Below are 24,586 nucleotides of genomic sequence, written 5' to 3' on the forward strand. Positions count from 1 at the left end.
AATCGCATCAATATTAACAAATTTAATAGGATGTGGATTACAGGGAAAGAGGTTTCAATTAGGAGAAACATTTATGAAAAAAAAATGGATTAATTACAGTCTCACAGGACTATTATTATTTCATAATGGTATTTTATGCGCTCAATCTATACCGGATATTGGTGTCACTTTTAAAAATAATATTTTAACGCTTACAAATAATTCGAATAAGCCTCTGAATCTTGAAAACTACAGCGTGCAATTTGACTACAGTGGTCAGGTTTTTGAGATAAAAAGCATCGAGGATAACCGTCTGATAAGCTTTTCCCACCGACCAAGAGGTGTCAATACCGACAGTATGATATATGCCGCTACATTATCAAGAGAAAAGCAAGATTTGATGCCTAAGAAATCAATAAAATTGGCATTGCAAACTGACAATATGTCTTCTCCTCTAGGCTTTACCATCCATACTGCTCCAGTTCCTATCAATGTGAGTGTGAACGTATCTAATTCGAACTGGACCAATACTATTGCCATTTGCAATACTTCTGGAAAAAGCATATCGTTGCATAATATTGAATTGGATTTCAATTATTCAGCACCTATGCCCAGTACAATTTGGGGCAAACCTTGGGCTAATTGGCAAATAGCCAGCCAAAGAAATGGTGCGGTAGTTTTAATCGGGGGCACAGAATTGACACCAGATTTACCCCCGGATCCAAGCTGCATGAGACCTTTGAAAATCAAATTTAAAGCAGCGCCCTCCACGCCACTCCCGACAGGACCTTTCGTCTTCAAATCCGATGATGGAGTGAACCCTAATGTGGCTTGTACCTTTGATAATAAAAAAACCTGTACCCTCAATAAAGATATATTAAATGATATCTCTCCGAGCGGTTTACATTATTATGGTCCAACTAATTATGACCATCGCATATCAGGCGAGATTAATGTTTTTGATGCCAGTTTAGTGACACCTTATACAGATAATGTGAATCTTCCAGGGCAACTAAAACTGACTGCAAATCGTGTTAATAATACTCTGTTTAAGTCGGGCGAAATTATGACTCGTGTCAACCTGGATCAGCCGCCCTACAATTCACCTACCAAAATTACGCCCTTTACAACCAATGACATCAAACATGGCTATATAGAGGCTCGGATAAAATTACCTAAATGTGATGTAAGTGATGATGGCTTATGTCAAACCAACAAAGCACCCGAGTCTTATCATCGAGGCATGTGGCCAGCATTTTGGTTTTTGCCAACCCATGATACGGATTGGCCCCTTAACGGTGAAATAGATGTGTTTGAAGCGTATCAACAGAGTAATACGTTAAACGAAGCGACCGCTGCACTCCATTTTAATGGCAATGATCCGCGTTGTGGAAATGGGGATTGTAAGTTTATAGGCTATCACTTACCGTCATCTTTTAGTAATGGACCGCTATTCAATGATTTCCATACTTGGGGATTTGAATGGGAACCGGATCCAAAAAGTACAACGGGAGGGATGCTTCTCAATGGATATTTTGATAATGTGAAAGCATGGGGACCGATCGCAACGGATAGTTTGCCTGCAGATGGTCCTAATGCTTTTGCGCGAGGGTTCCATGATCCCAATGGCGGTTTTTATTTAATTACTGCCCTGGCACTAGGCGGTGGTTATGCTGGAAATCCAAGTTCTCATTTACTAAGTGCGAGTATGTATATTCAAAGCATCAAAGCATATGAAGTAACTGGTTCTAGCACGCCTCCTTCAGACTTAACGTGTTTGCCTCCAGCAAATATTAAGTCATCTTATACAGCAGACAAAAAACAGATAACCCTAACCTGGACGAAGCCAACCAATTCAGACACCATATTAAGCTATCAAGTAAATGATTGGCAAAACAAATTAATTTGGAAGGGAACCGATCTGACGTTTATTGATAAAACACTTCCGGGAACTAATGGGAAGTTCACGTATTTTCTCAATTCTAATTGTAGTTCGAGTAGTTCCAAAGGCGTCCAATATGATGTCATAATTCAATAAACAAATAGAGAGTCGTCTATTTCTGCAGTCTCAAATGTCGTTGAACAATGGTTACTTTGTGTAACCATTGTTCTTTTTTTAAATCTTACTTGAGAAATAGCATTCTTGTATCTCATCAAGCGGCTGGACTGGCCATTGGGGTTTGTGAATCATCTTCACTGGAAAATTTACTTTTTACATGTTCCTCTATAATACTCTGTGCTGTTTCTTTTTGATGTTCAAATGCTTTTTTGTCCTTAGCCAGTTCCTCTTTGAATTGTTGTGATTTATGAGACTCTTTTTCCTCCTCATGCGGGGCTTCCTTAATCACCGATTCAACGAAAGTTTGCATTTTCAACTGCTTGTAAGTATCTTTGAAACGCATATAGGTATTCTTATATTCTTTATTTATAGATAGTTTTTCTTCATCCTTAGGATTATTGTTTATCGTCTTTTTAAAGGCCTCTACTAATAATTCTAATTTTTTAAAAAAACCCAATCCCTCCTTAACACCATATACATTCTTTTTAAATTCTGCGTCGCTTGTAAGTCTTTGGACACGATCAACTCGTTTATCTATGGAGTATTCATCACCAGTCTTTTTCTCTCCATTAAGATAATGGATTTGTTTTTCAATATATTCTTTAGTCTGTTTATGATCTTCCGAGAGACTAAGATGAAATTTACTAAATAAATTGGAAGAGCGGCTAACTAACTGATACTTGGCAATATTTTCTTTGCTGAATTGATTCACTACATTGTTTAATTCAGGAATGACCGCTTTATCTGGCAGGGCTGTGATTCTTCCTTTTTCTTTTGCGAACACTTTCCTAAGATCATCTTCAAAGTGTTTCCGGATAAATGGGTTTTCAATTCCTGAATTAGAAGCTGCCTGTCGTATCAGTACTTCAAATTGATGTTCGACTAATCCTGCCTTTGTCTGAACCTCATTGGGTAAATTCGACTGTATACGTAGCCAATGCTCTAGTTTGTCTTCTTTGATTTGCCTTTGTAACGCCATCTCACGGTTACTCGGGTTTTCCATTGTTTTTCTTTCAAGCCTTGCTAATTCGTCTTGACTTTTTTGAATTAAAATTTGGATATAATGATACTCGTCAGTTAATTTTAATTTTTGTTCAAATTGCATTGTGTCCAATTCTAAAGAAGCTGCTTGGAAAAGTTCATTGATGTTCTTTAAAGCACCACTTGTTAATGTTCCTGGATTTAAATATAAATCATCTTCCATTTGAGATAATAAAAATAATTCTTCATAAGCCCGTTCTTTTAAAGAAATCAAATTCTGGGTTAAGACTTGATTACTTTCTTGACCTGTTTGCTTTATTTTTACCAATAATTCGGAAAATTGTTTAATAACATATTTTAAACCCATAGGGTTTTGGGTGGGTTTTTCTGAGAGAGATTGTTCTGTTGCTACAGAAGGATTTGGAGCCTCCGGGGGTAATTGAGGGTATTGGCTCTGTATTTTGGAAAGTATGTTATCGAGTACTGTTGCGACCTTAGATATTTTGTCGGAAATATTTTGGTAATAAATTGTTGTTTCATCTGCTGTTGATTTATCAGCAGTTATTTCAGTGGTACTTGTACTTAGTATGGATTTTGTATTGTTTTGTAATGATGCGATATATTGCTTCACATTGCTTACTTGTGCCATTACAGATTGGCATTGTTGTTGTATGTCGGGGCTGAGCTTTGTAATTTCTTCTGTCAACTGTTGGGCATCTTCAGCTATAGCTAGTAGGGCAATACCCTGAGTTAATATACTTTCATCATGACGCATGCCCTCTAATATTTTCACAGAGAGCTCCAATTTTACAAAAGCATTATTAACTATTTTTAATTGATTCACGACAAGAGGGTCATTTTCATCGATAGTATACAAACCTTCTTTACTTTGATCCCCTAATCGCTGGATTAGCTTATCCGATAACGTACTTTGCGACATTCGGGTAAATTCTTCAGCTAAGCTGTGTAGCCGTGTTGATAATTTTACTTCTTGAATGGATTGTAAATAATTTTTAACTGTGACCTCAAGGGTAGCCTGTGTTTGCTTTAAATGTCCTGGTTCTGGGATTAATACTTGCTGTTTTTTTATATTATTTGTTTCTTTCTCAATTTGTTGTGGACTCAATGCATGCTCTGCAACAGAACCTAAACTTTTCATGGCTTGATGTATCACATCAAGTTGAAGTTGCGTGGAGGCAGTTTGTCTCCTTAAGTGAATATCCAATTTATTTTTTGTCTCTAATAATTGGCTAACAGTAAGATAGGATGTATTGGATTGGGGGCCGATCGTTTCTAATTGGTTTAATTGCTCTACTAACAGATTACTGGTCTCAAAATCGACAACAGAGAGTGAATCTTGTAGAATGGCAAATTGCTGTCTTAGCACTTTCAAATCTTCCAGAGACAATTCATTCAGCTTTTTATCTTTAATCTGTTCCAGATGCTGAAATAAAACAGATGAAGCGTTTTTGGCACTGGTCAGATGATTGATTTTCTCCCACTGACTTGTTCTAACTTCTTTCAATATTTCAAGTTGGTGCGTCTCCAAATCTGTAGGCATTTTAAAGAGCGTTTCCTCATTGATACTCTTTATCTGGTATTCTAATTTTTGTGTGTATGCTTCCATCTGTTGAGCAAACGGGGTAGTTAACGTTCCAGGTTTTAAAAAATTTTTTGCTTCTACCTCGGTCAGAAAAGTAATAATGCTGGGATAATGTTCATCTAAAAACATCTGATGTTTCTCTGCTACTTTGCTATAGAGTTCATCTTTTTCAGCATACATTTGTTTGTATAATTGGATTAATCCAAAAACACCCTTTCCTGCCTTAATATAATTAGTAAATGAAGACTGATCTTGAAGATATACATCAATAAATTGAGCCATGCTTTGTTGTTGTTTTTGTGACACTAAAAGCTCTGCCTCACTAAGCTCACCATCTAATTTTTTGGTTACGCCATTCATAAATTGAGGTACTTTTATTAAAAAATCGATCAATTCTTTGGAAGATGATTGAGATTCGATACTTGGTCTCATCGCATTAATGCTTTGTCCGAGTAAACTACCTAATGTAGCAAATTTACCGGTTTCTTCACCCGTAAGTTGTTGTATCCACTCATTGGAACCAATCCATTCCTGGATACCACCTATCATAGGTTGGATGATTTCATAATTATTTTTTAATAAATCTTGAACTTCGGGTCCCATATCCCGCAAAGAAGATAAGGCATTGTTCACATCAGAAAGGATCAGTAATCCTTGAGTGATCATTCTTGCCTGATCAATAAGGGAATTAGGATTGTATTGCATTTTGTTCCATTTTCGAGCGGCTTGCTCAGCGTGGTACATGGAATTAATGACTCGTTTTAAAGCCAAAATCTGAGGGGGCTCTGTATCTACATTGATGGTAAAGGGAACTTCTCTCGGATCAGTGTTTGGCCTTAATTGTTCCGCTAAAACAGGTGACAGTTTTTCTTGGAATAGCTTTAATAAATTGGAGCGCGCATCAGAAATATCCTGTGCTAAATTGGGGAGAGGAACTAGTCCACCAGCAGGAATGGAGGGAATGACAGCCCGATTTTTTTCAAAATCTGATTTTATCTCACTTTGTTCTTGCACCACAAAAGCGTTACTTAAAAAAGCGAGTGCACTCATTCCTTGCTCTTCTAATTGATGGTTGGCTGATTCTATTTGAATGTCACATGCCCTATGCTGTTTGTTCAAATGACTGTTCAAATTAGAATTTATTTTGAGCAGCTGAGTGGGTGTAATATTAATCGAAATAGGTTTTTTTTCCCCTTCGGATTCTAAAAAATTGATGGCTTGAACAAATTGATTGGCTAAATCTAAATTGATGAAACTTATTTCTTCTTGAATCTGAGCAAAATTATTCCGTAACGTAATTAAATCAGCTTTAGAGAACTGATCGAAAGATTTGTAAGAATTTAATTCAAGTATTTTAAAAAACTCTGCTGATGCGGCCTGTTTTTGTTCGACTTGAAGCATTTGTTCATAAGCGGATTTTCGATCATTGACCAATTGAACGATTCTTTCTCCAATTTTTTCTCTGGAGTCTATTTCCTTGGACACTTCAGGAATCTGTTCTTGTTTTACTGAACTAAGTTTTATTCGAGCGTCATCTACTTTAGTATTTAAATCACTCAAAGAGGAACTCACTTGATTAATGTTTTCCAACACAGGTGCCAGAGTACGTTGTATGGCAGGCGGTAGTGCCGTGATATTGCTTTTGACTTGAAATGCCGCTTGGCCCAGTTTAATAATTGAGCGAGTCAACTGCCAATAAGATTGATTGCGTTCTAGATGTTCAAAAGTGTCTAAAACCAACTCTAAATTATATAAGGCATTTTCCAACGATTTGATTTGGCCAATATAATCTGGCTCATTCAGTTTAATTGGGTAGGGGGGTGAACCTTTAAAAAAAGCTTTGTCGGTCTCATGTAAACTGTTTTGAGAAAGGGTGGTGACACTTTTTCTAAGATCATGAACTTTTTTAGATAATCCAAGTTCTTGTAGGTATGCAAAATTTCCGCGAAAATTTTTTAAGTGAGAGGCTTTATAGGGCTGTAAGGGTTCTTGAGTTAATTCTTGAGGGAGAGAGGTCAATTCCTGATTGAATCCCTTCAAACGATTCTTGACACGATCTTCTATCGTAAGTTCTTCTGTATTTCCATCAAATTTTGCTCTGGCTTTCTCATGAACTGAAAACTTATATTCTTCTGAACGGATTTGATCTTGATAAAAATCATCAACGTATTTCTCTTGTTTGATGAGGGTATCAATCTCTGAGTTTTTTACAAAATTAACACCCCAACTGTAGTATCCTTGAGCCGGTATTGTTTCCGGGCCTTCTTGGTTTAGTACCCCAACTATTTTGGCATCTAGTTCCAAATTAGCATGGGCCATTCCTTCTTGCATTTGAGCATATAAAACTCTTAAAACCTGTCTATCGCTTTCTTGGATATCTTCCAAATTTCTGCCCTTGTATTTTTCATTCAGAATTGAAAAAAACTGAGAAGATGCTGTTTTGCTGCTCTCTGCTTGATTCTTCAGGGTAAAAATCGCCTGCTGGGCTTGATGAATTTGTTCTATTCTCAAATCAGTAAAATCCCTGGAATTTTTAACTTTTTCTAAATTATCCAAATGGGACAGTTCAATATGAAGGTTAATTTGATTGGCGAGTTTATCGAGTTTTGGAATGATTAAATCGGATAATGTACCATTTTTTAAGTAATTGGATTGTTCCATACGATCAATAAAGAGAAGCATTCCTGATAATGACTGGTTTGCCCAATCAACATAGGTTTTGATCGTTTCTTCATTAAGATCATAATTAGATTCTTTAAGTGTCTTCAGCCATGACAGAAAAGTGTTCATGGCTTTAGATTCTTCTATGGACTGGAAGGATAGATTTTTAGTGAGTGGATTGAGCTCAAATTGTTCTGCTATTTTCTTCAAAGCTTCTCTTTGGGCAACTTTGTCTTTAGTAGGATTGTCATAATCTGCTACATGTTCAATGAGTGATCCCAAATCCTTAAAAAAGGAATTTAAAGGATCGAAACTTTCTTTATCACTTAAATAAGGCATACCTTTTTGAATTATAGTTTGAGCCCCTTCCATGATTTCCACATTACTGAATTGGGATTCCCATCCTTTTTCTTGAATCATCCCATAAGCTCTGCTGATAATAGGCTCAAGTAAAGAGTAATTATTTGCTACCAGGGTTTGAATTTCTGGTGTGACATCATTTAATAAAGCCAGGCAATTATAAACATGGGATACCCCATCATAAGCCTGTTTAACCGCATAGACTTGGCCACTGTAGGAAGAGGTGTCTAAATTTTCCCACTTTTTTATTGCCTGTTCCGCATGGTATAAGGCATTAATAAATTTTTTAATGGCAGCAATCTGAGGTGGATTTGATCCAAAATGGACAAATGGTTCTTTACCAGACGAGTCCGTGGGCCGGAGCTGATCCTCATCAATTGACTCTATTTGCTGCTGAAATTGTTTCAGTATTTTTTCTCTAGTAGCGGCTATTTGTTCTGAAAATTTTGGGGCTACTTCATTACGATCGAACATACTAACGCTCCATTCTCTATATAAAGTATAGAAAATGGATTGATAAAAAATAGGCTATAAAATGTTTTTAAGATTTATTATATATTTCAAAACCTTGATTAAAACTCAGTTAGTTTCTCTCTAGGGTTGTATCAGTTATTCAAAAATAGTTATGAGATTTTAAATGAGAAAATATAGTTTATTCTAATATATTGGAAGCTAACGGGGATCAGGTTTTAGTTTCTTAACAAGGGGTAATAAAAAATCTAAAAACTATGGGAAGATAGAGGCACAATGCATGTAATCAAAGAGATGTTATACTGAATGACTGACTCGCAGTCATTCAGTATTTTTATCTATTTTGAAATAGTACTGGATTGGCAGTTTGCTGGTGTTAAGTTACCAAATGGATCATAGCTTCCATAGTTAGGCCCATGAAATCCCATGTAACCTGGAACAGTTTTTGAAACCCAATCAGGTTTTGTACCCACCCATAATCTGTCCTTATCTAATACTTTAATATTACTAAAGACACCAGAAGCGATAATAATTTTAGTAAGATCAATACCAGTAGCACTAAAATTCAATACAAAAGGCGTTTTATCTGTATAAATATCATATCCCAGCCAATAAATGCTCGAACCATCTTTTCGTTTTGCGTTACACGTTTGGATTGGTCCATCACTTGGAATAATATGGATATAACCATTGATAATGCTGCTGTCCACTGGAACATAGATCTGATTATCCACTGGGGATCTAACAGGTTCTATTGTTTTACTATCTGCGGCGAGTACACCAATTTTGGCTGAGAAATTATTATTTGTATTGGTAGATTGTGCCAATGTATAAGCCCAATTTTCAGGCTTTGCTGAATTCTCATCCAATACTACTGGAGTGGATGGGATGAAATAGTCTTTTCCAGACTTATCAATTAATCGTAATTGGATGCCATCACCAGATTTTAAAGTAGATGCTACTGTGGCTTTTCCTACCAATTGCCAAGTTGCATTGTTAGTTGTCAAATGAGTAAAGGTGATGCTCGCGTGATCTACTGCTTCCCCTTGGTTAATTGTCAAATTTACAGTTACGGGTTGTTGGGCATTAATCTCACCAATCGATAAATGTGCCTTGGAAGTGGTGCTGTTAGTTAATTGGTACGGAGCCAGATTATCAGCGTCAATAGACCAGTTGTAACTCAAATTAGTACCCGTTGATTGAGAACCATCCAGATCGATTTCAGCAGGCCCTGTTATTTGAGCAGGTATTGGCTTAATCACTGCGTTTATAGTTGGTGTATTGTCAGTAGAAAAAACCACATCAATACAAGAATGGAACCGCTCATAAGTGGATTTATTTCTACCCCATTCTCCATAAATTACAGCTCGATTTTGACGGGCAGGTACATTACAAATAGTCGTAAATCGGTTGTTCACTTTATCGGGAATAATATTGGGATTGGCATTTGGAGTTTGATCATTGTAGTTTAGCTTACAAAAAGGTGTGGTTTCAAAATCATTCCAGGTAAGTTCTTTAGTGGGATCAAATTGAAAATCAGGTTTAGTAATCCAGTACACAAATTCTTCTGTATCACCAAAGTGATTACCCCAAGAAATATTCCATATGAATTTTTGTTCACCGCTACCTATTTGGGCAGTAGGCCAGTCAATAGCCGAATCCCATGGCGTTTTTCCACCACCCCACATTTCTGAATTGAAACCGCAAACATGAACAGGTAACTGGTCTATCGGTAAATTAGAGCGACCAATATTATGAGTTAGTACCGCCATAAAGTTATAGACACTGTTGTTTAGAGAACCATCTGGATTTGTCATTATCGGACGGCATTTCTCATGAGTCATTTTATCTTTATAGATCTCATCGGGTTTGCTCTCTACACCACAAAATTGTTCTCGTGAAGGAGGGCTTTCAATAACCCCATGGGCGTATACTGAAAAACTAAATACAAAGACACAAAAATATTTAATAAAGGATTTCCATTGATTCATTTTTTTCCCTAAAAAATTTATAAGATATTAATTTATAAATAAAATTTTCCATAAATGCAAATTAATGAAGAAATTTAAAAGAGTGTTTTCCATTATTTATTCAGAATAGATATCCATTAAACTTTTTATACAAAAAGGATCAGCGAAAGCCTCATACTTAAGACTATTTGATGAAAATTACATGAGGCTCTCACATATTTCTGAAATGGAATTGTTACATTTAAGTAAATCAACTCATTATCGGGGAAAACCATAATGATAATTAAAAAGAAATTTTATTTTAAATCTATACTTAAAGGAGCATTAGGAGGAGTGCAAATGAAAAAATTAATCATTGGATTTTGTTTTATAGGCACTGCATATGGATATGGGTATGCGCCAAATACTATTAATGTGTCAGTAAGCACGAATGATCCTACTGCTGCTGGCATCGGGTATGCTGTCAATGGCAAAAAAATTGGAGGAGCAGGTAAAAGCTATCTCGGTAAAGGGCCTAGCAATAGCACCTATAGATTCGGTTATAGAAAAAATTCAGCAAGTGGAAGAGATATTTTTTGCGGTACTCACAAATTAACGAAAGACAGTACCGTCTTTTTAATTTCAAAAGGAAACAAATGCCGAAGTGTGGTCAGGTAATATTTTTTACTGATCCTGTTCTTCCATATCTATTTTTGATTATTGCCTATCCAAAAAGAAGGGTATCCCTGTTGTTTCCAAAACCCTTTTGACAAATCTCGCGATCGCATTTTAAAACATAACATGGAAATTTGGATATTCATTCTTATAATTTATATAAGGATACGCTACTTATTATACTTAAAATGAAACATAAAAAGAAGCCTTATAAAAGTAAGAGTGGAGGCCTGTTCACTAAACAACAGGAGTCTTATGAGATAGAAAAGTCTACCTCTGAAGTATCCATTGTGAGGAGAACAAGGGATGAAAAAGACTCAAAACGTTCATATGTCTATAAAGAGGCACTCAATTCTAATTTTGGTGAAATAGAAGCTTTTAATGGCTTATGCTATCGTATGCTCCTTGGAGAGCATGCTGCAAAAGTGAGGGGGGTTCATGATGATTCAAATAGTACCATTGCGGTGGTTTCAAAACTTATCCCTGAGTATTTGTCTTTTTACAGCTATTATAAGCTGAATAACAAGAAAGGTGTAAGCACAGAAGATTTCATTAAACTCAAATTCCCACAAATTTTAGTTGCGGCTTATTGTGAAGAAGAAAATGATTTAAACGCAGAAAATTTTGGCTTTGGACGCAATAAGGAAGGTGAGATAATTTCGGTTAAAATAGATCATGGTGAGAGTACATATCCGGTTTTATCCCAGCAAAGGGATATTCCTGTTAAAAGGCAATTTACTATTACTACTCATGATATAATTCACTTTCCCATATTAAAAGACGCAGTTCCGTCAATCTTTGTCCACGAGTATCCCAAAAAATTATTAGATGTTGAAGAATTAATCCATAATAAAGATTTTATTTCACAAAAATATTATAGTTTTTTGAAACGCATTCTTATTGATGACCAGAATTACATGGAAATAGCTACAGCTACAGTTAATTCGGAGGCATTAAGACAAGAACTTGTTGCAGATAAAATTGAAAGAACTTCTTTATTAAAAACTACACTAATAGCTATCCCTGAATTTAGGCAATATATTATTCAAAATCCTTCGGTCATACATCAAATTATTCAAGAATTTAGAGAATTTAATCTTGAAATTAAAAAACCGGAAGATCAACCTTTGAAAATTGATACAGAAAAAGTGTATTCCAAGTTTTTAGATATTGCCAAAGATTGTAAAGAAATGGAGCAACATCAATTAGACAGATCTAATGAAGACAAGTCCGGACTTGATAATATCACCGAGGAATTAAGCGAAGAAGCATTAATTACCTTACAAAACCTTCCACAAGATTTAGATGAAATGGAATTTGAAATGAACAATATAGAAAAAATAATTCAAGAGAGTGAAACAACAGGCGGCTTGTCTTTATCTCAAGAGACTGAAAAAACCACGCATCATAGTACTACATCCACTGCATTTAGTATGCCTCATATAGAAGAGACTACAGCAACTTCCACTTTATCTTCAAAGACTACTCCTCCAGATCAATTAAAAGTAAGGAGTAATATTATTAGAATCCCTACCAGTGAAAGGGAGGAGAATATATTCGCTGTGAATGCGGTATTAAATAGTGATGATTTAATGAAAGGACAAGATGGTCAAATCCCTCCTATTATCCAAGAAATACGTAATATAATGGGGGATATTGATTCTTCAGATGATAAAAAAATTGCGGAGGCTATTATTCAAATCAAGGATAGGATTAATAAATCTGAAGAAAGAAATCATAGTAAAAATACTCGGGAAATCATTGATGTATTTAGTCAACCAGGCCATATAAATTTCAGGGTGATTCGAGACTCATTGTCTAAAAATGAATTGATGCAAAAAATAATGGCTCCCATCAAAGTGGGAATGCGTATGGATTAGCCATTTAATAAATGATTTGTCTGCGTATCTCACCTACATCGACAAAAGATGTTCCAAGCATGCAGCTGCAATCATCTAAAACCTACCGGGGTTAATAGCCCAACTTGCGTTTGTTGTGATATGAGTCCCGCGGTTAAACCCCAGAAAAATAACTTGCTAGAATTTAAGTCAATTCCCGATACCTGATATATAATCCTGGTTGCACTAATGTGCCAGTCCAATTTCTCTAGAGATAATTCTGTAACGAGATTATTTCCAGGAGATTTATTAAGCCTCATACTAAGCCTGGATTAATTCACTTAATGATCCCTTAATGAACCATGAGTATAATTCCAATCCAATTAGATAATTATTGGAGCTCTTAATGGCAGAATATCTCATTCAGTGTGCAGTCACTAAAAACAATCAACTCGTGATAAGTTGTTATCATAATACGATAGCGACTAAGATGGCTTTTAGAACGTTAATGGCTGCTCAAGAAAAAAAATTTACCTTTCCAGATAAAGCGGGCGCTATTCCCTCGGATTTAGGTAATATAAACAGACTGATACTGGAACAATTAGTCAGTATACGCGATATCCTAAAAGAAAAAGATATAGCCATTTCTTCTGTAGTGTACAGTGGAGATGTCAATTTTGGCGCTCCTGGACATAAACAACTTCCTTCCATTTTGTTGGACAGCACTCTGCACAAGATATTTAAAGATATTCCAGTTATCGCAATACTTGAATCTGAAAATATAGATATTATTGAATATGCAGCAGGAGTACATCTTCGAGATTATGCTGCGAGACATGAATCAGATTTTCCTCACACACCAGTTCTAATTCAAACTAAAAGAAGCAAAGAACCGTTCTACAACTCCTCGAAACGATTAAAAGAGTTAACTGCGCCAACGGCTCCAAGTACAGAAGAGGTCCCTACATCAGCCGCCCCAGCAGTTGCTGTTGAAGAGGTTATTACAGCAGCCCCTCCAAGCGCAGATACAAGAGCGCTAGGAGAGGATATTACATCAGCTGCCCCCAGTGCAGATGCGGTGGTGGAAAAGGCCACTACAGCCATTCCTCCAAGAGCAGGAGCTGTAGCAGTTGTCGAGACAATTAAAAAAGGCGCTTTGCCTTTCGACTTTTTCAAAGCAGCTCCTTCACCTGGTACCGGGGATGATGATAAAGTAGCCGTGATGACTGAAGAAGCGGACTTAATCTCGGTTAGCGCAAGTTAAGGAAATATCCCAAAAAAGCTGACAGTTTTATTTCTTAAATAAGACTGTCAGAGCACTTTGAACAGCGAAATTAAAAATCTTCCTGGTTGATCGTCTATCACCTACAATCCTATATATTCTTTAGTCCAGTTTGTATGGTTTCGAGACATCATACGCACCACCTCCTTTTTTAAAAGCAAGCATGCGATATCCACCGTATTTTTATTTAGGTATCTAATATGACTGGTAAGTTGAACCCCTGCATCCTAACAAAATATCGCCATTCATCTACTATACTAAGAAATACGAAACAACCTAATTGGCTATAAAAATAATATTTCTTGAATGTATCATCGGAGTAATCATGAAGAACACATTTTTCAAAAGCGAATCTACGGATTTAAATGAACAAGATAATTCCGATACTCCGAATATTGATTTAACTGATGAGGAATTTTATTTCAATTTAGAAAAAATTGATAAAACAAGATCCTATTCTGTAGAAATGGATGAGATTGCTGTAATTAATCCTGACGGCTGTTTGGTTTTTACAATTGCGAATAATTCAATAGTTGCAACAGAATTTCATAAAAATATAAATTCTTTCTATACCCTTGGCGTAGCGGCATGCTTGGCAGTATATGGTGAGTTAGGGAATTTGAAATTACTAGCTCATATTACCCCTGAAAATTCTATTGCTTCAGTGTTAGACATTATCCATAAAGATATTTTTAAGACTTCTACCGTAAATTCCTCAGCCTTATTAATTTTTGGTGGAACACACAATCTACAAAATGACCTAGAATTAACACCATTGAAAACACGAGTTATCAACAATGACAGCTCTTATTATGATGAAGACGAATTCTTGAATATTTTTCCTGGCAATGACGGGATTAAAGTATATCAATGCAGTACAGAAAGAGACCTAAAGATATATTTTCAGCCATTAGGTTCCCAATCCGATCCAATTTTATTAGGGCAAATAGCTGAAAAGGACATTGAAGGTTTTCCGCAACGATTAACTATTCAGGTACAAATAAGTCATGGTAATACTGGAAATATTGTTGATCAAAAAACAAATTCCGACAATTCAGCTCCTATCGAAGATGAATCGATACCAACGAATGATAAAAAACGTAAACGCACTCAAGAGCAAGAAACAAGAAAAAAATTAAGACCAAATTCATTTTTATTTGATTATGATATTTATAATGAAGAAAGTGATGAAGACAATATGTTAAATCAAGGTCTCAATAAATTTAAAAAATAACAGACCTATTCAGTTAATTTTTAATTGAAAAATTAAAAAATAATTTATTGATTATACTCGGAATCTCATGGTGGCCAGAGGCAGAATCGAACTGCCGACACGAGGATTTTCAGTCCTCTGCTCTACCGACTGAGCTATCTGGCCCCGAGGGTTGCTATTAGACTCCGAGAAGCGTTTTGAGTCAAGTGTTGAATGCATTTTTTTTAAAAAAAAATAATATTAAATTATTTTAATAAATTCTTTTGTTATATTTGGTTTTACATGTTCGATATATCTAAGGTCTAATTGATTTATTTTATATCTAAATATAGTGCGTATATTATCAGGTCGTAATATTTGAATTCATAATGATATATATGTATGCAACGCAAGAAACTATTTTAAAACTGTTCTCAAAAATCTGAAAAAGAGGATTAAAAATTTTAAACATAAATAAAGCAACAAGTTAATGCTGATTAGGCTTTTCGAAAATAATAAGGAGTTAACTAATGATCTTTCTGCTTTATCCCTAAGCTTTGATGTTATGTAATTGCCAAAACTCCTCCCACACAGGGGGGAGTTCCAGATTTGAGCTTTTAAATGATAGTTGAGAAAATTTCTCTTTTCGGAATCTAAATCATTTTTTATTGGGCGTGTAGCCTGCAGGTTTTTCCGAACCTTCTCCAAAAAAATATTTTTGCATCTCTTCTTTTAAAAAATCTCTGGCTTTCGCTTCCATTAGATTAAGGCGGTACTCATTAATAATCATGGTTTGATGACTTAACCACATATTCCATGCTTCTTTGGATACTTCATTATAAATTCGTTCACCTAAAGCACCAGGAAAAGGGGGTTTTAATAAACCTTCGGATTCTTTTTTTAATTTACAGCAGTGTACTATTCTGGTCATGTTTTGTCCTTTTGTTCCAAATCATAAACGCAGTATAGTTTACGTGTTATTTGACAATTTTGTAGTTAATTTTAAATATTTTTAGTCTGAACGATGTTTCGCCTGAGCCAGTAGAATATGTTGAGAAAGAATTTGCTCCTGTTCCGCAGTAAGCCCATTAAACTGTACTGCTGTCCGATAACTGTGTTCACTTTGATATTGACTATAGACAACAGTTCCTTCAACAATGATAGGAATCATTTTGGGTTTTGTGTAGATGACCAGTTTAATTAATGATTTTTCACGTATCAAATCAGGGGTTTTGAATGCCATTCCGCCAAGGCTAATATTGACCTTTCGTAACTGAATGGTATTTGTCATAAGCATTTGGCGAGATAAATAATCTATTTTAGCATTTAACAGATTAAGATAGTGCGCTATTGTGGGTTCTTTAAGAGCAATAGCCTGGGTTAACTCAGCCAATTCATAATCTATCTCTTGAAAATAATGTGCCGCTTCGAGATAGCGTTGGCCATTTTTGCCTAATAATTGATCTACAACTGCGCGATCAGGACACAGTTCACCTGGTTCCATAATTCGATAGTTAAAATAAATGTGATCTTCTACTCGAAAATGTTGACGTCTCTCATGTATAGGCATAATAGCTCCATTAACTGCATTTAATAAACACATCCATTCGATTTAGCATTTACATGACATGCCAGTTTGTTCCTCTTGTACCATATCCAACAACATTAAAGGGGGGGATCCTTTCACTACCCAATCTTCATCTCCCTTTTCAGTTTGTTTTTCATGGATAACTTTTTCATTTTGATCTGATTTTTGTTGTAAGCTCGACCTCAAAAATTCAGAACAGGGAATCGGCAAAGAATGCAATTGCTGTATCACTTGTTTTGCTGAATTGGAGAGCGTACGACTTTCTTCTTGTGCTTCTACGTAATTGGTTGCAGCATTTGCTCTGTGAATGCATTCTTCCAAAAAGTTTATGAATTTTTGATCTGCAACTTTGTTCTGTTTTATAGCTTCTAACACGACAGAATTGAACTCAGAAATTCTGTCTAATTTTAAGGCAGCGCTAAAAGCATCATTTAATTTTATAGGCCTACTTAAAGTAGGAATAATATTTTGTAATTGTTGCTGTGCGTCAAAAAAGAATTTTTTAAGGACGTGCATGCCAAAACCCTGGTCATGAGCCCTAAGGATAAATTCTCTAATTTGCTCTTCAGTATGAATGATGCAATTCAATTTGTCTTCAATAGAACTCTTATCGCAATGCATTTTTTTACGATAATTTTTAATAGTCTCTAAAATAGAAGTCCTATAACCCATACTATAGGCCTCTTTGAGGATTTCCAAATCAGTAGGATCTAAATAGTCAATAGCGTCATTAAGAACTAATTGAAACTCAGGATGCAATAGGTTATCTCTTAATGCAGCAAAATGTTCTTTACTCAAAGTGATTGTCTTGGCTGATGTTGCTGTAATGGAATCGCCTCCGCCGTGACGCTTGATAAAATCGAGCATAACCAAGGAAATTTTATCAGTAAAGGTCAATTGAACCATTCCAGGACTCAATGCTTCAATTGTTTTAATTTTATTATTTTGTCGATGTGTCCAGGGATATTTAAATGGGCGTCCATCATCACTGTACAAAATAGGATTATGTAGAAGCTTTTCAAAAATCAATGCCTGTCTTATATCCTGTGTATCAATATCCCCAATAGCCTGAGGCAATACATCCTCTATGGCTTCAAGCCGTTCGAGTACTTTTGCCTGTAATATTTCGGCATCTTTTTCCAGAACCATTAAATCACTGAGTTCTGAAGTTAACTGGCTTTGCTTCTCTGTGCTCAGAGGCTTTTTAAATTGACGTTTAATTCTTTTTGCTTGTTGATGATGTTGCCATGCAACGTGGGTAATATATTGAAGAATTTTATCACCTCTGGCGCGAAGTTGTATGATGCTTTCAAATTTACGCTCTATGGATGAATCTTCAATGATTGTCCTATTTCGGCCTAACCCATGGCGCGTATGTTTTTTAAAAAACTCACCAGGGATTAGACAAAGCCGGGAGTCCAGGATAAATTTGTTTGTATCCATCAATGATTGGTCAAATACAAAAAGGGACTTTGCATTTCTCAATGCTTTGTTCTGACAATTACCACCCACAGCATCAGTATCACTACATAAGTAAAGTAAACCCAAAATATGACCAAAATCATCAATAAAACAATCTGGCTGTATTCCTTCTCCCACTGCTTTAACTGTTGAATAATGGGTATAAGTTTTTCCTAAGAGCCATGCATAAAAGGTTTTACCTAAAGAAAACTCACTGAGTAATCGTATTTCTTCAAAGGGTACAAATAAAGCAGGGTGGCCATTATGGCTAATTGTTGTTGAAGCAGCTGTATCAAATTTCATCAGCCTAGAAATATTGAGGGCCATCGCCTCATGCTGCACCTCTTTAATATTTCCATGTTTTGGCAATTTTATGATCGCTTCTGTACTGAGTCGATAATCTTTTCTATTTATATGATAATTCTCAATACTCAGCTCTTCTGCTTTGCCACAAAGGTTCCGTAACTGTTTTTTCACTGTCTCTAATTGAATTAAAGATATTTTTTCAGTCACTCCGCCTACATTCTCCTGCAGGATACAGTAGGTTAGATTTGTCCCATTATCTTGGGGAATGCTTATCCGTCTTAATTCATTTATCTTATTCAGATCGAATAAAACATTTAATTTTCTTTCAACTTTTTCCCTTTCTTGAGTATCATGGATGACATTGGCCTTCTCTTCTTCCAAACTTTGGATCACTGCTGCAATCTGCAAAGAACTGGACGCATCAAAAGAGGTGGCATCTGGAAAGGTTTGTGCAAGTTGATAAAGTAATGTTCTGCTTGTTTGAATTAAATCGTCCAACTCATTATCTATATTTTGCGGATAATGCGTTGAACGCTTGTAGTAATCATCTTTAGGTAATTGGATTATTTCGTGGGCATTTAAAGTATAACGTATCCCTTCTTCTACTTTCTGGAAATCTATATCTTTTAAAAAAGGGGGGGTTATAGAGTTTTCAAATGTTGTCGCATAAATGAGAATGCCGCAAAATTCACGCCATTGGTCAGGATCGCTTTCCAAGGTTTTTAGATCAAATAAACCGTCATTTCGAAGAGCAATATAATCTAATAAATTATGAAGATCAGAATAAGAAGCGAGATCCCCATCCTTTAGCTGCCCCTTAAAAATTTTTTCTTCTAAAAAGCGTTTAATAATTCGAATTTTTTGATCAAACTCCATTGGTTACGTCCTTATAAAACCAATTTGACTTTGTATAAATATAGACAATCTTTATACTTTTGGTCAAAAAGTACATTAGGGATTTCCGTATCATAATCAATGTGCTCTGAGAAGAAAACTCCTAAGAATTACAAGAACTTAGATATTAATGCATCCCCTGAAGCAACTCAATTTAAAATCCCCGATATTTCTGTTAAGTTTACATGTTTCGCTGTAATATTGAGTTTTATTGGGCCGAATAGAAAAAAGCATCGATCCATGCATCGTGTTTCAAGCAATAACACATAGAAAACTACTACCCTAAACGATCTATTTTATGATTTAATATAAGTTATTTTTTGCTTAAAAAGGTTTATCATGACTTTTGTTGTAACCGAAAGTTGTATTAAGTGTAAATATACTGATTGCGTCGAGGTCTGCCCTGTAGACTGTTTTTATGAAGGCCCTAATTTTTTGGTAATTCATCCCGATGAATGCATCGATTGCGCTTTGTGCGAGCCTGAATGTCCGGTGAATGCAATTATGTCTGAAGATGATTTAAATCCCGAGCAACAACAATTTAAAGAACTAAACTCGGAATTATCTAGGGCATGGCCTAATATTACTGCGAAAAAAGATGCGCCACCTGATGCTAAAGAATGGGAAGAAGTGAAGGAAAAACTTCAATATTTAGAGAAAGAGTGGAAATAACCACATTAGCTGAATCTTGTCAGCGATTTCTTAGCGAAAAAGGACGACTTTCTACTGCTATTCCTGGTTTTGTTGCACGTAAACCTCAGTCTGATTTGGCAATCGCTATAGCTGCAGCAATCGAAGAAAAATCCATTTTAATTGCTGAAGCAGGTACGGGGACAGGAAAAACTTTTGCCTACCTGCTTCCATGCTTACTCAGCGGAAAAAAAGCATTAATTTCCACAGCAACTAAAACATTACAGGATCAACTCTATCAGAAAGATTTACCCACACTGGTGAAAGCCCTTGGATTATCCGCACGCATTCAGAATCTGAAGGGGAGATCTAACTACATTTGTCAATATCGTGTCGCCCTGCACTCAGATGAGGGATATTTTCAAACGCTTCAATGCGCCCATGAAGTGGCTCATGTGCGGAGTAAATTATCCCAAATGAAAAACGGTGATCGATCAGAACTCCCTGAATTAAATGAAGATTCACCTGTCTGGAATTATGTTACTTCAACAGTAGATAACTGTTTAGGTAGTGAATGTCCGAACCATGAAACTTGCTTTCTCCTCAAAGCTCGCAAACGCGCATTGGAAGCTGATGTAGTCGTCATCAATCATCACCTTTTTTTCGCTGACTCACGTCTGAAAGAAGAAGGATTTGGTGAGCTGTTACCCGGTGTGGATGTAGTAATTTTTGACGAAGCGCATCAGCTGGCCGAAATAGCAACTCATTTTAATGGTGAGCGAATTGGAACACGCCAGTTTCGGGAGTTGTTAGATGATGTGATAAAGGAGTGGCCTGTCATGGATCTGGCGAATCAACCTTTAAAAGCATTAAGCCATAAAGTAGATAAATTAATGGACGAGCTCCTCAATTGTTTGCCTGGAGTCGATGACCGGATTAGTTGGGAGGTTATAAAAAACAACAAATCTTTTATAGAAATTTGGGAAAGATGGTTGTCATTAAATGATGAAATTACGTCCTGTTTCAAGGACATACCTCTTAATGATTTCCCAGGCCTTGTACGATGCAAAGAGAGATTGGCTGAGTTTACAAGAGTTTTGATGTTCTTTACTCAGGAAAATAAAAATCAAATTCGTTGGTTGGAGCGATTCAAGCATACATTGGTTTTTCATGTGACACCCTATGATGTTGCTGAGACTTTCCGTGATTTGCTCCTACGTCAAAACAATGCTTATATATTTACCTCGGCAACATTGACTGTAGCAGATTCTTTTGATTGCTTTTGTAAATCATTAGGCTTGCATACAGCCAAAACGCTATTATTGCCTAGTCCGTTTGATTATCAAAAACAAGCACTGCTTTATTTTCCCAGAGGCTTACCTGATCCTAAGAATTTAAATTATTATGAATCTTTATTATCTCGAGCACTCCCGCTCATTGAGACTTTAGGTGGACGCTGTTTTTTTCTATTTACCAGTCACAGAGCCTTGAAACAGGTTGCTCAAATGATGGACAATAATTTAAACTATCCTTTATTAGTACAAGGAACAGAAGCAAAACCTATTTTATTGGAACGTTTCAGGCAATTAGGTAACGCAGTTTTATTGGGAACCTCAACCTTTTGGGAAGGAGTTGATGTGAAGGGGGAAGCCCTCTCTTGTGTTATTATTGATAAATTACCTTTTTCCAGTCCGGTTGACCCTGTCATACGCGGTAAAATGGCTTATTTAAAGGAAAAGGGGCTTTCAGGTTTTGATGAGTTATCTTTACCTGGGGCTGTTATTGCTTTAAAGCAGGGAGTAGGGCGTTTAATCAGGGACCGAACGGATAAAGGTGTTTTAATGATTGCAGATCCACGCTTGACCAGCAGAGATTATGGCAAACAAATTTTGGCGAGCTTACCTCAATTGCCTAAAACGCGCGATGAACAGAAAGTACTTCAATTTATTAGAGAATTAGAATTAGACTATGAAACTGCTAGCGATTGATACATCTACAGAGACAGCGAGTGCCGCTTTGCTTGTAGGTAAGGAATTATTTTGTGAGGAACAGAAAAATCAAAAGACCCATGCGCAATTTATCTTACCTATGATTGACAGTTTAATGAGTCAAGCGGGTTTGCAGATAAATCAATTGGACGCTATTGTATTTGGACGAGGTCCTGGGAGTTTTACAGGCTTGCGTATTGCATGCAGTATTGCGAAAGGGCTCGCTTTTGCCCATGACATACCCCTGATGCCTGTAAGTAGTCTCCTTGCAATAGTTTGGTCAATCCGCAAACAGTATAATCAGGATCTGCCAGTTTTAGCGATATTGGATGCACGGATGCATGAAATATACTGGGCTTATTTTCCTGAAAACAAATGGACAGCGGAAGAATATGTGACCCCAGTCAGCCAGGTTAATATTCCTGAACAAACTGTTATTCTTGCCGGATCAGGAATTGATATATATTGGGATGATTTTACTCCTGAAATTAAAACCCTGATAAGTGAAAAAGTGCCGATGCTTCCTTCTGCGGCATCTATGATTCAATATGCCCAATTCTCTGGGCAAGCTCCGATTTTAGCTGCTCATGCGCAACCTGTATATGTACGTAATAAAGTGACTTAGTATTGTTGGAGAATTCTGTGGATAAAAAATTATTGGAAATATTGGTATGTCCCTTATGTAAAGGAAAATTATTACTCAAAAAACAAGAGCTTATTTGTAAATTTGATCGCCTGGCTTTTCCTATTCATGCGGACATTCCTGTTATGCTGGAACATGAGGCACGTGTTATTTCATTAGAAGAAAAAGATAAGTTGTAATGTACTTGATGGGCAATTTAGCTTATTAAAGCTTCTTTTGTTCTGGCGAGGAATTGTCCTGTTCAAACGAACCGGGCAATTCCGTCTACACCTTGGACTCAATAATGCAGTTAAGAGGATGATTTTGTAATTATTCTTTTGCGCCAATATAGTAAAAAGGCGGGAATCATCATCAGGACAATCCCTGTAGAAAAAACCAAACGAAAATGTGATGCGCTGCCAAAATTCATAAATTCGACTGGTGGAATAAAACCAACAATTAAAGTCATAGTGCACCCACACAAACCTAAAATGCAGGTTAAATAATATCCTACTTTTTTTCCTGGTATTGCAAAAGGTCTATTAAGATGTGCGTACTTACTTTTTAACTTCCAGGCTGCAATGAACATCAGTACATACATCATAATGTATAATTCGGTACTCAAAGCGGTAAATAGCCAATAGATAGCATTCACACTAGGAAATAATAGGAAGCCACCGCATAGGAGCGTCACCAATATGGCTTGAGTCATTAAAATCCGTGAAGCAACCCCGCGCTTATTTAATTGACACATGAATTTTGGTAAGAAATTATGATTGGCGGCCATGAGGAGGCCCTTTGCGGGAGAGATAATCCAATTGATCATACTCCCTAAACTTCCTAACAACAGCAAGACAATCAAAACTGGAAGGACCCATTCCAGATTATATGCATGAAAAAAATTAGTAAAAGCTTGAAGAACGCCATCAATCAGACTGATTTTCTCCTTGGGCAGCACAAAAGCTATTGCTAGAGAACCAAAAATCATGGTGGTTAAAATAAGCAGCACAGAAAAGAACATTGCTCGTGGAAAATTAGTTTGAGGATTATGTACGTTGCGAACATGTACGGCTGCAAGTTCCATGCCTAAAAAAGAAGTCATAATTGCAGTGAGTGAGACCCAGGATTGACTGTCTTTCCAATGAGGTACTAAATTGGAAAAGCTTAAATCAATCGCTATAGGATTTCCTTTAATGACCCAAATTAATGCCAGAAAAATAATAAATCCCATGGGGAGTATCATGCCTAATATCGCGCAAAGGCCGGCGAAATGAGCTGAGGCACGCAAGCCTGACAAGCCGATAATCGTTAAAGACCAAAAGATGACTAAAATCACCGTAATGAGGTAATATTTATTTTGAGCCAACTCAGGATTCACTAAATACGCCAGGACTCCAGCAATAAATGATAAAATTGTGGGATACCAAACTAAAGTATTAATCCATTGAAGCCAAATGGTAAAGAATGCCAGATTTTCACCGTATGCATGCTTTACCCAACTGTAAATACCACCTTCTTCATCTGACCAAGTGGATGATAGTTCTGCTGATACTAACGCAACAGGAATCAAAAAAACCATTGCGGAAAAAATAAAGAAAAAAATTAATGAAGAACCGAATAACGCAGTTCCAGGTAAATTTCTAATGCTGTCAATTGCACCTGTAATGAGAAGTACGAGTGCAAATACAGAAATTTTATCGGAAGACCAATTGTTCATTAATTAAATCGATGGGTTAAAATGCGAGACATTATATAGTAAGTTGAGGGTAGACGTTACTATTTCTTTTAACATAATGATTTAACTTTGTTACTTTTATGTAAATTACTTTTTCTGTATTGACAACGCTCTCTTTCATACCATATCGCGACTGATTTGCCGCCCCATCAGATATAAGGTCAAGTTGTTAAGTGAATACGCCTCAATTAATTATCAATCCTACGTGCATCAACCTATTCCTAAGCCTACGTGCCGCGAACTGGTTGGCACGTAGACGAAGGGAGCAAAACCAGCATTAAAACTTATTCCTTGCATCAAAACTCATTCCTT

Annotated in this window: 15 protein-coding genes and 1 tRNA gene; 9 read left to right on the forward strand and 7 right to left on the reverse strand. The window is 36.3% G+C overall.

What is annotated here, in order from left to right; translation table 11 throughout:
- The first annotated feature begins 73 nt into the window (after window positions 1-73).
- Window positions 74-2,017: a glycoside hydrolase family 16 protein gene (locus tag BU07_RS16995; RefSeq protein WP_051635519.1), complete on the forward strand. Its 1,944-nt coding sequence runs from the start codon at window positions 74-76 to the stop codon at window positions 2,015-2,017.
- Between the two features lie 115 nt (window positions 2,018-2,132).
- Here BU07_RS16995 and BU07_RS0108595 read toward each other — a convergent pair whose 3' ends face one another.
- Both BU07_RS0108595 and BU07_RS17250 read right to left on the reverse strand, forming a co-directional pair.
- Window positions 2,133-8,117 (reverse strand): hypothetical protein, encoded by a 5,985-nt coding sequence (locus tag BU07_RS0108595; protein WP_031565203.1) that lies wholly within the window; start codon window positions 8,115-8,117, stop codon window positions 2,133-2,135.
- A 335-nt stretch (window positions 8,118-8,452) separates the two neighbouring features.
- On the reverse strand, window positions 8,453-10,105 hold the full coding sequence (locus BU07_RS17250) for a lytic polysaccharide monooxygenase (protein ID WP_084157822.1): 1,653 nt from the start codon (window positions 10,103-10,105) through the stop codon (window positions 8,453-8,455).
- Between the two features lie 255 nt (window positions 10,106-10,360).
- On the opposite strand from BU07_RS17250, the gene BU07_RS0108605 reads away from it, so the two are divergent.
- The 4 genes from BU07_RS0108605 (at window position 10,361) to BU07_RS0108625 (ending at window position 15,092) form a co-directional block, all read left to right on the forward strand.
- Window positions 10,361-10,741, forward strand: a complete 381-nt coding sequence (locus BU07_RS0108605; RefSeq protein WP_242601851.1) for a hypothetical protein — start codon at window positions 10,361-10,363, stop codon at window positions 10,739-10,741.
- 185 nt (window positions 10,742-10,926) lie between these two features.
- Complete coding sequence (locus tag BU07_RS17000; RefSeq protein ID WP_051635520.1) at window positions 10,927-12,618, forward strand: hypothetical protein; 1,692 nt, start codon at window positions 10,927-10,929, stop codon at window positions 12,616-12,618.
- Window positions 12,619-12,982: 364 nt separating this feature from the next.
- A complete protein-coding gene (locus BU07_RS0108620; RefSeq protein WP_031565213.1) occupies window positions 12,983-13,840 on the forward strand; it encodes a hypothetical protein in 858 nt (285 codons plus the stop codon).
- Window positions 13,841-14,138: 298 nt separating this feature from the next.
- Window positions 14,139-15,092, forward strand: coding sequence for a hypothetical protein (locus BU07_RS0108625; protein WP_133134435.1), 954 nt, complete (start codon window positions 14,139-14,141; stop codon window positions 15,090-15,092).
- A 68-nt stretch (window positions 15,093-15,160) separates the two neighbouring features.
- Here the strand turns inward: BU07_RS0108625 and BU07_RS0108630 are convergent.
- From BU07_RS0108630 to BU07_RS0108645, 4 genes are all read right to left on the reverse strand, one after another.
- A tRNA-Phe gene (locus tag BU07_RS0108630) sits at window positions 15,161-15,236 on the reverse strand.
- Between the two features lie 472 nt (window positions 15,237-15,708).
- On the reverse strand, window positions 15,709-15,981 hold the full coding sequence (locus tag BU07_RS0108635) for an oxidative damage protection protein (protein ID WP_031565216.1): 273 nt from the start codon (window positions 15,979-15,981) through the stop codon (window positions 15,709-15,711).
- 81 nt (window positions 15,982-16,062) lie between these two features.
- Entirely contained in the window at window positions 16,063-16,620 is a 558-nt protein-coding gene (locus tag BU07_RS0108640) for a PilZ domain-containing protein (protein ID WP_031565218.1), read from the reverse strand.
- A gap of 42 nt (window positions 16,621-16,662) precedes the next feature.
- Window positions 16,663-19,281, reverse strand: a complete 2,619-nt coding sequence (locus tag BU07_RS0108645; protein WP_031565219.1) for a hypothetical protein — start codon at window positions 19,279-19,281, stop codon at window positions 16,663-16,665.
- A gap of 357 nt (window positions 19,282-19,638) precedes the next feature.
- Here BU07_RS0108645 and fdxA point away from each other — a divergent pair, with 357 nt between their 5' ends.
- The 4 genes from fdxA to BU07_RS0108665 are packed head-to-tail and all read left to right on the forward strand — an operon-like array spanning window position 19,639 to window position 22,739.
- A complete protein-coding gene (gene fdxA / locus BU07_RS0108650; protein WP_031565221.1) occupies window positions 19,639-19,971 on the forward strand; it encodes a ferredoxin FdxA in 333 nt (110 codons plus the stop codon).
- Entirely contained in the window at window positions 19,920-21,917 is a 1,998-nt protein-coding gene (gene yoaA / locus BU07_RS0108655; RefSeq protein WP_051635521.1) for a DNA repair helicase YoaA, read from the forward strand. Before fdxA ends, yoaA begins: the two co-directional genes overlap by 52 nt.
- On the forward strand, window positions 21,898-22,542 hold the full coding sequence (gene tsaB / locus BU07_RS0108660) for a tRNA (adenosine(37)-N6)-threonylcarbamoyltransferase complex dimerization subunit type 1 TsaB (RefSeq protein ID WP_031565226.1): 645 nt from the start codon (window positions 21,898-21,900) through the stop codon (window positions 22,540-22,542). Before yoaA ends, tsaB begins: the two co-directional genes overlap by 20 nt.
- 17 nt (window positions 22,543-22,559) lie before the next feature.
- A complete protein-coding gene (locus BU07_RS0108665) occupies window positions 22,560-22,739 on the forward strand; it encodes a Trm112 family protein (RefSeq protein ID WP_031565227.1) in 180 nt (59 codons plus the stop codon).
- A 110-nt stretch (window positions 22,740-22,849) separates the two neighbouring features.
- On the opposite strand, the gene BU07_RS0108670 is transcribed toward BU07_RS0108665, so the two are convergent.
- On the reverse strand, window positions 22,850-24,256 hold the full coding sequence (locus BU07_RS0108670) for an APC family permease (protein ID WP_031565229.1): 1,407 nt from the start codon (window positions 24,254-24,256) through the stop codon (window positions 22,850-22,852).
- Window positions 24,257-24,586 lie beyond the last annotated feature (330 nt).

Source organism: Legionella wadsworthii DSM 21896 = ATCC 33877, from assembly GCF_000701265.1.
Classification (GTDB): domain Bacteria; phylum Pseudomonadota; class Gammaproteobacteria; order Legionellales; family Legionellaceae; genus Legionella; species Legionella wadsworthii.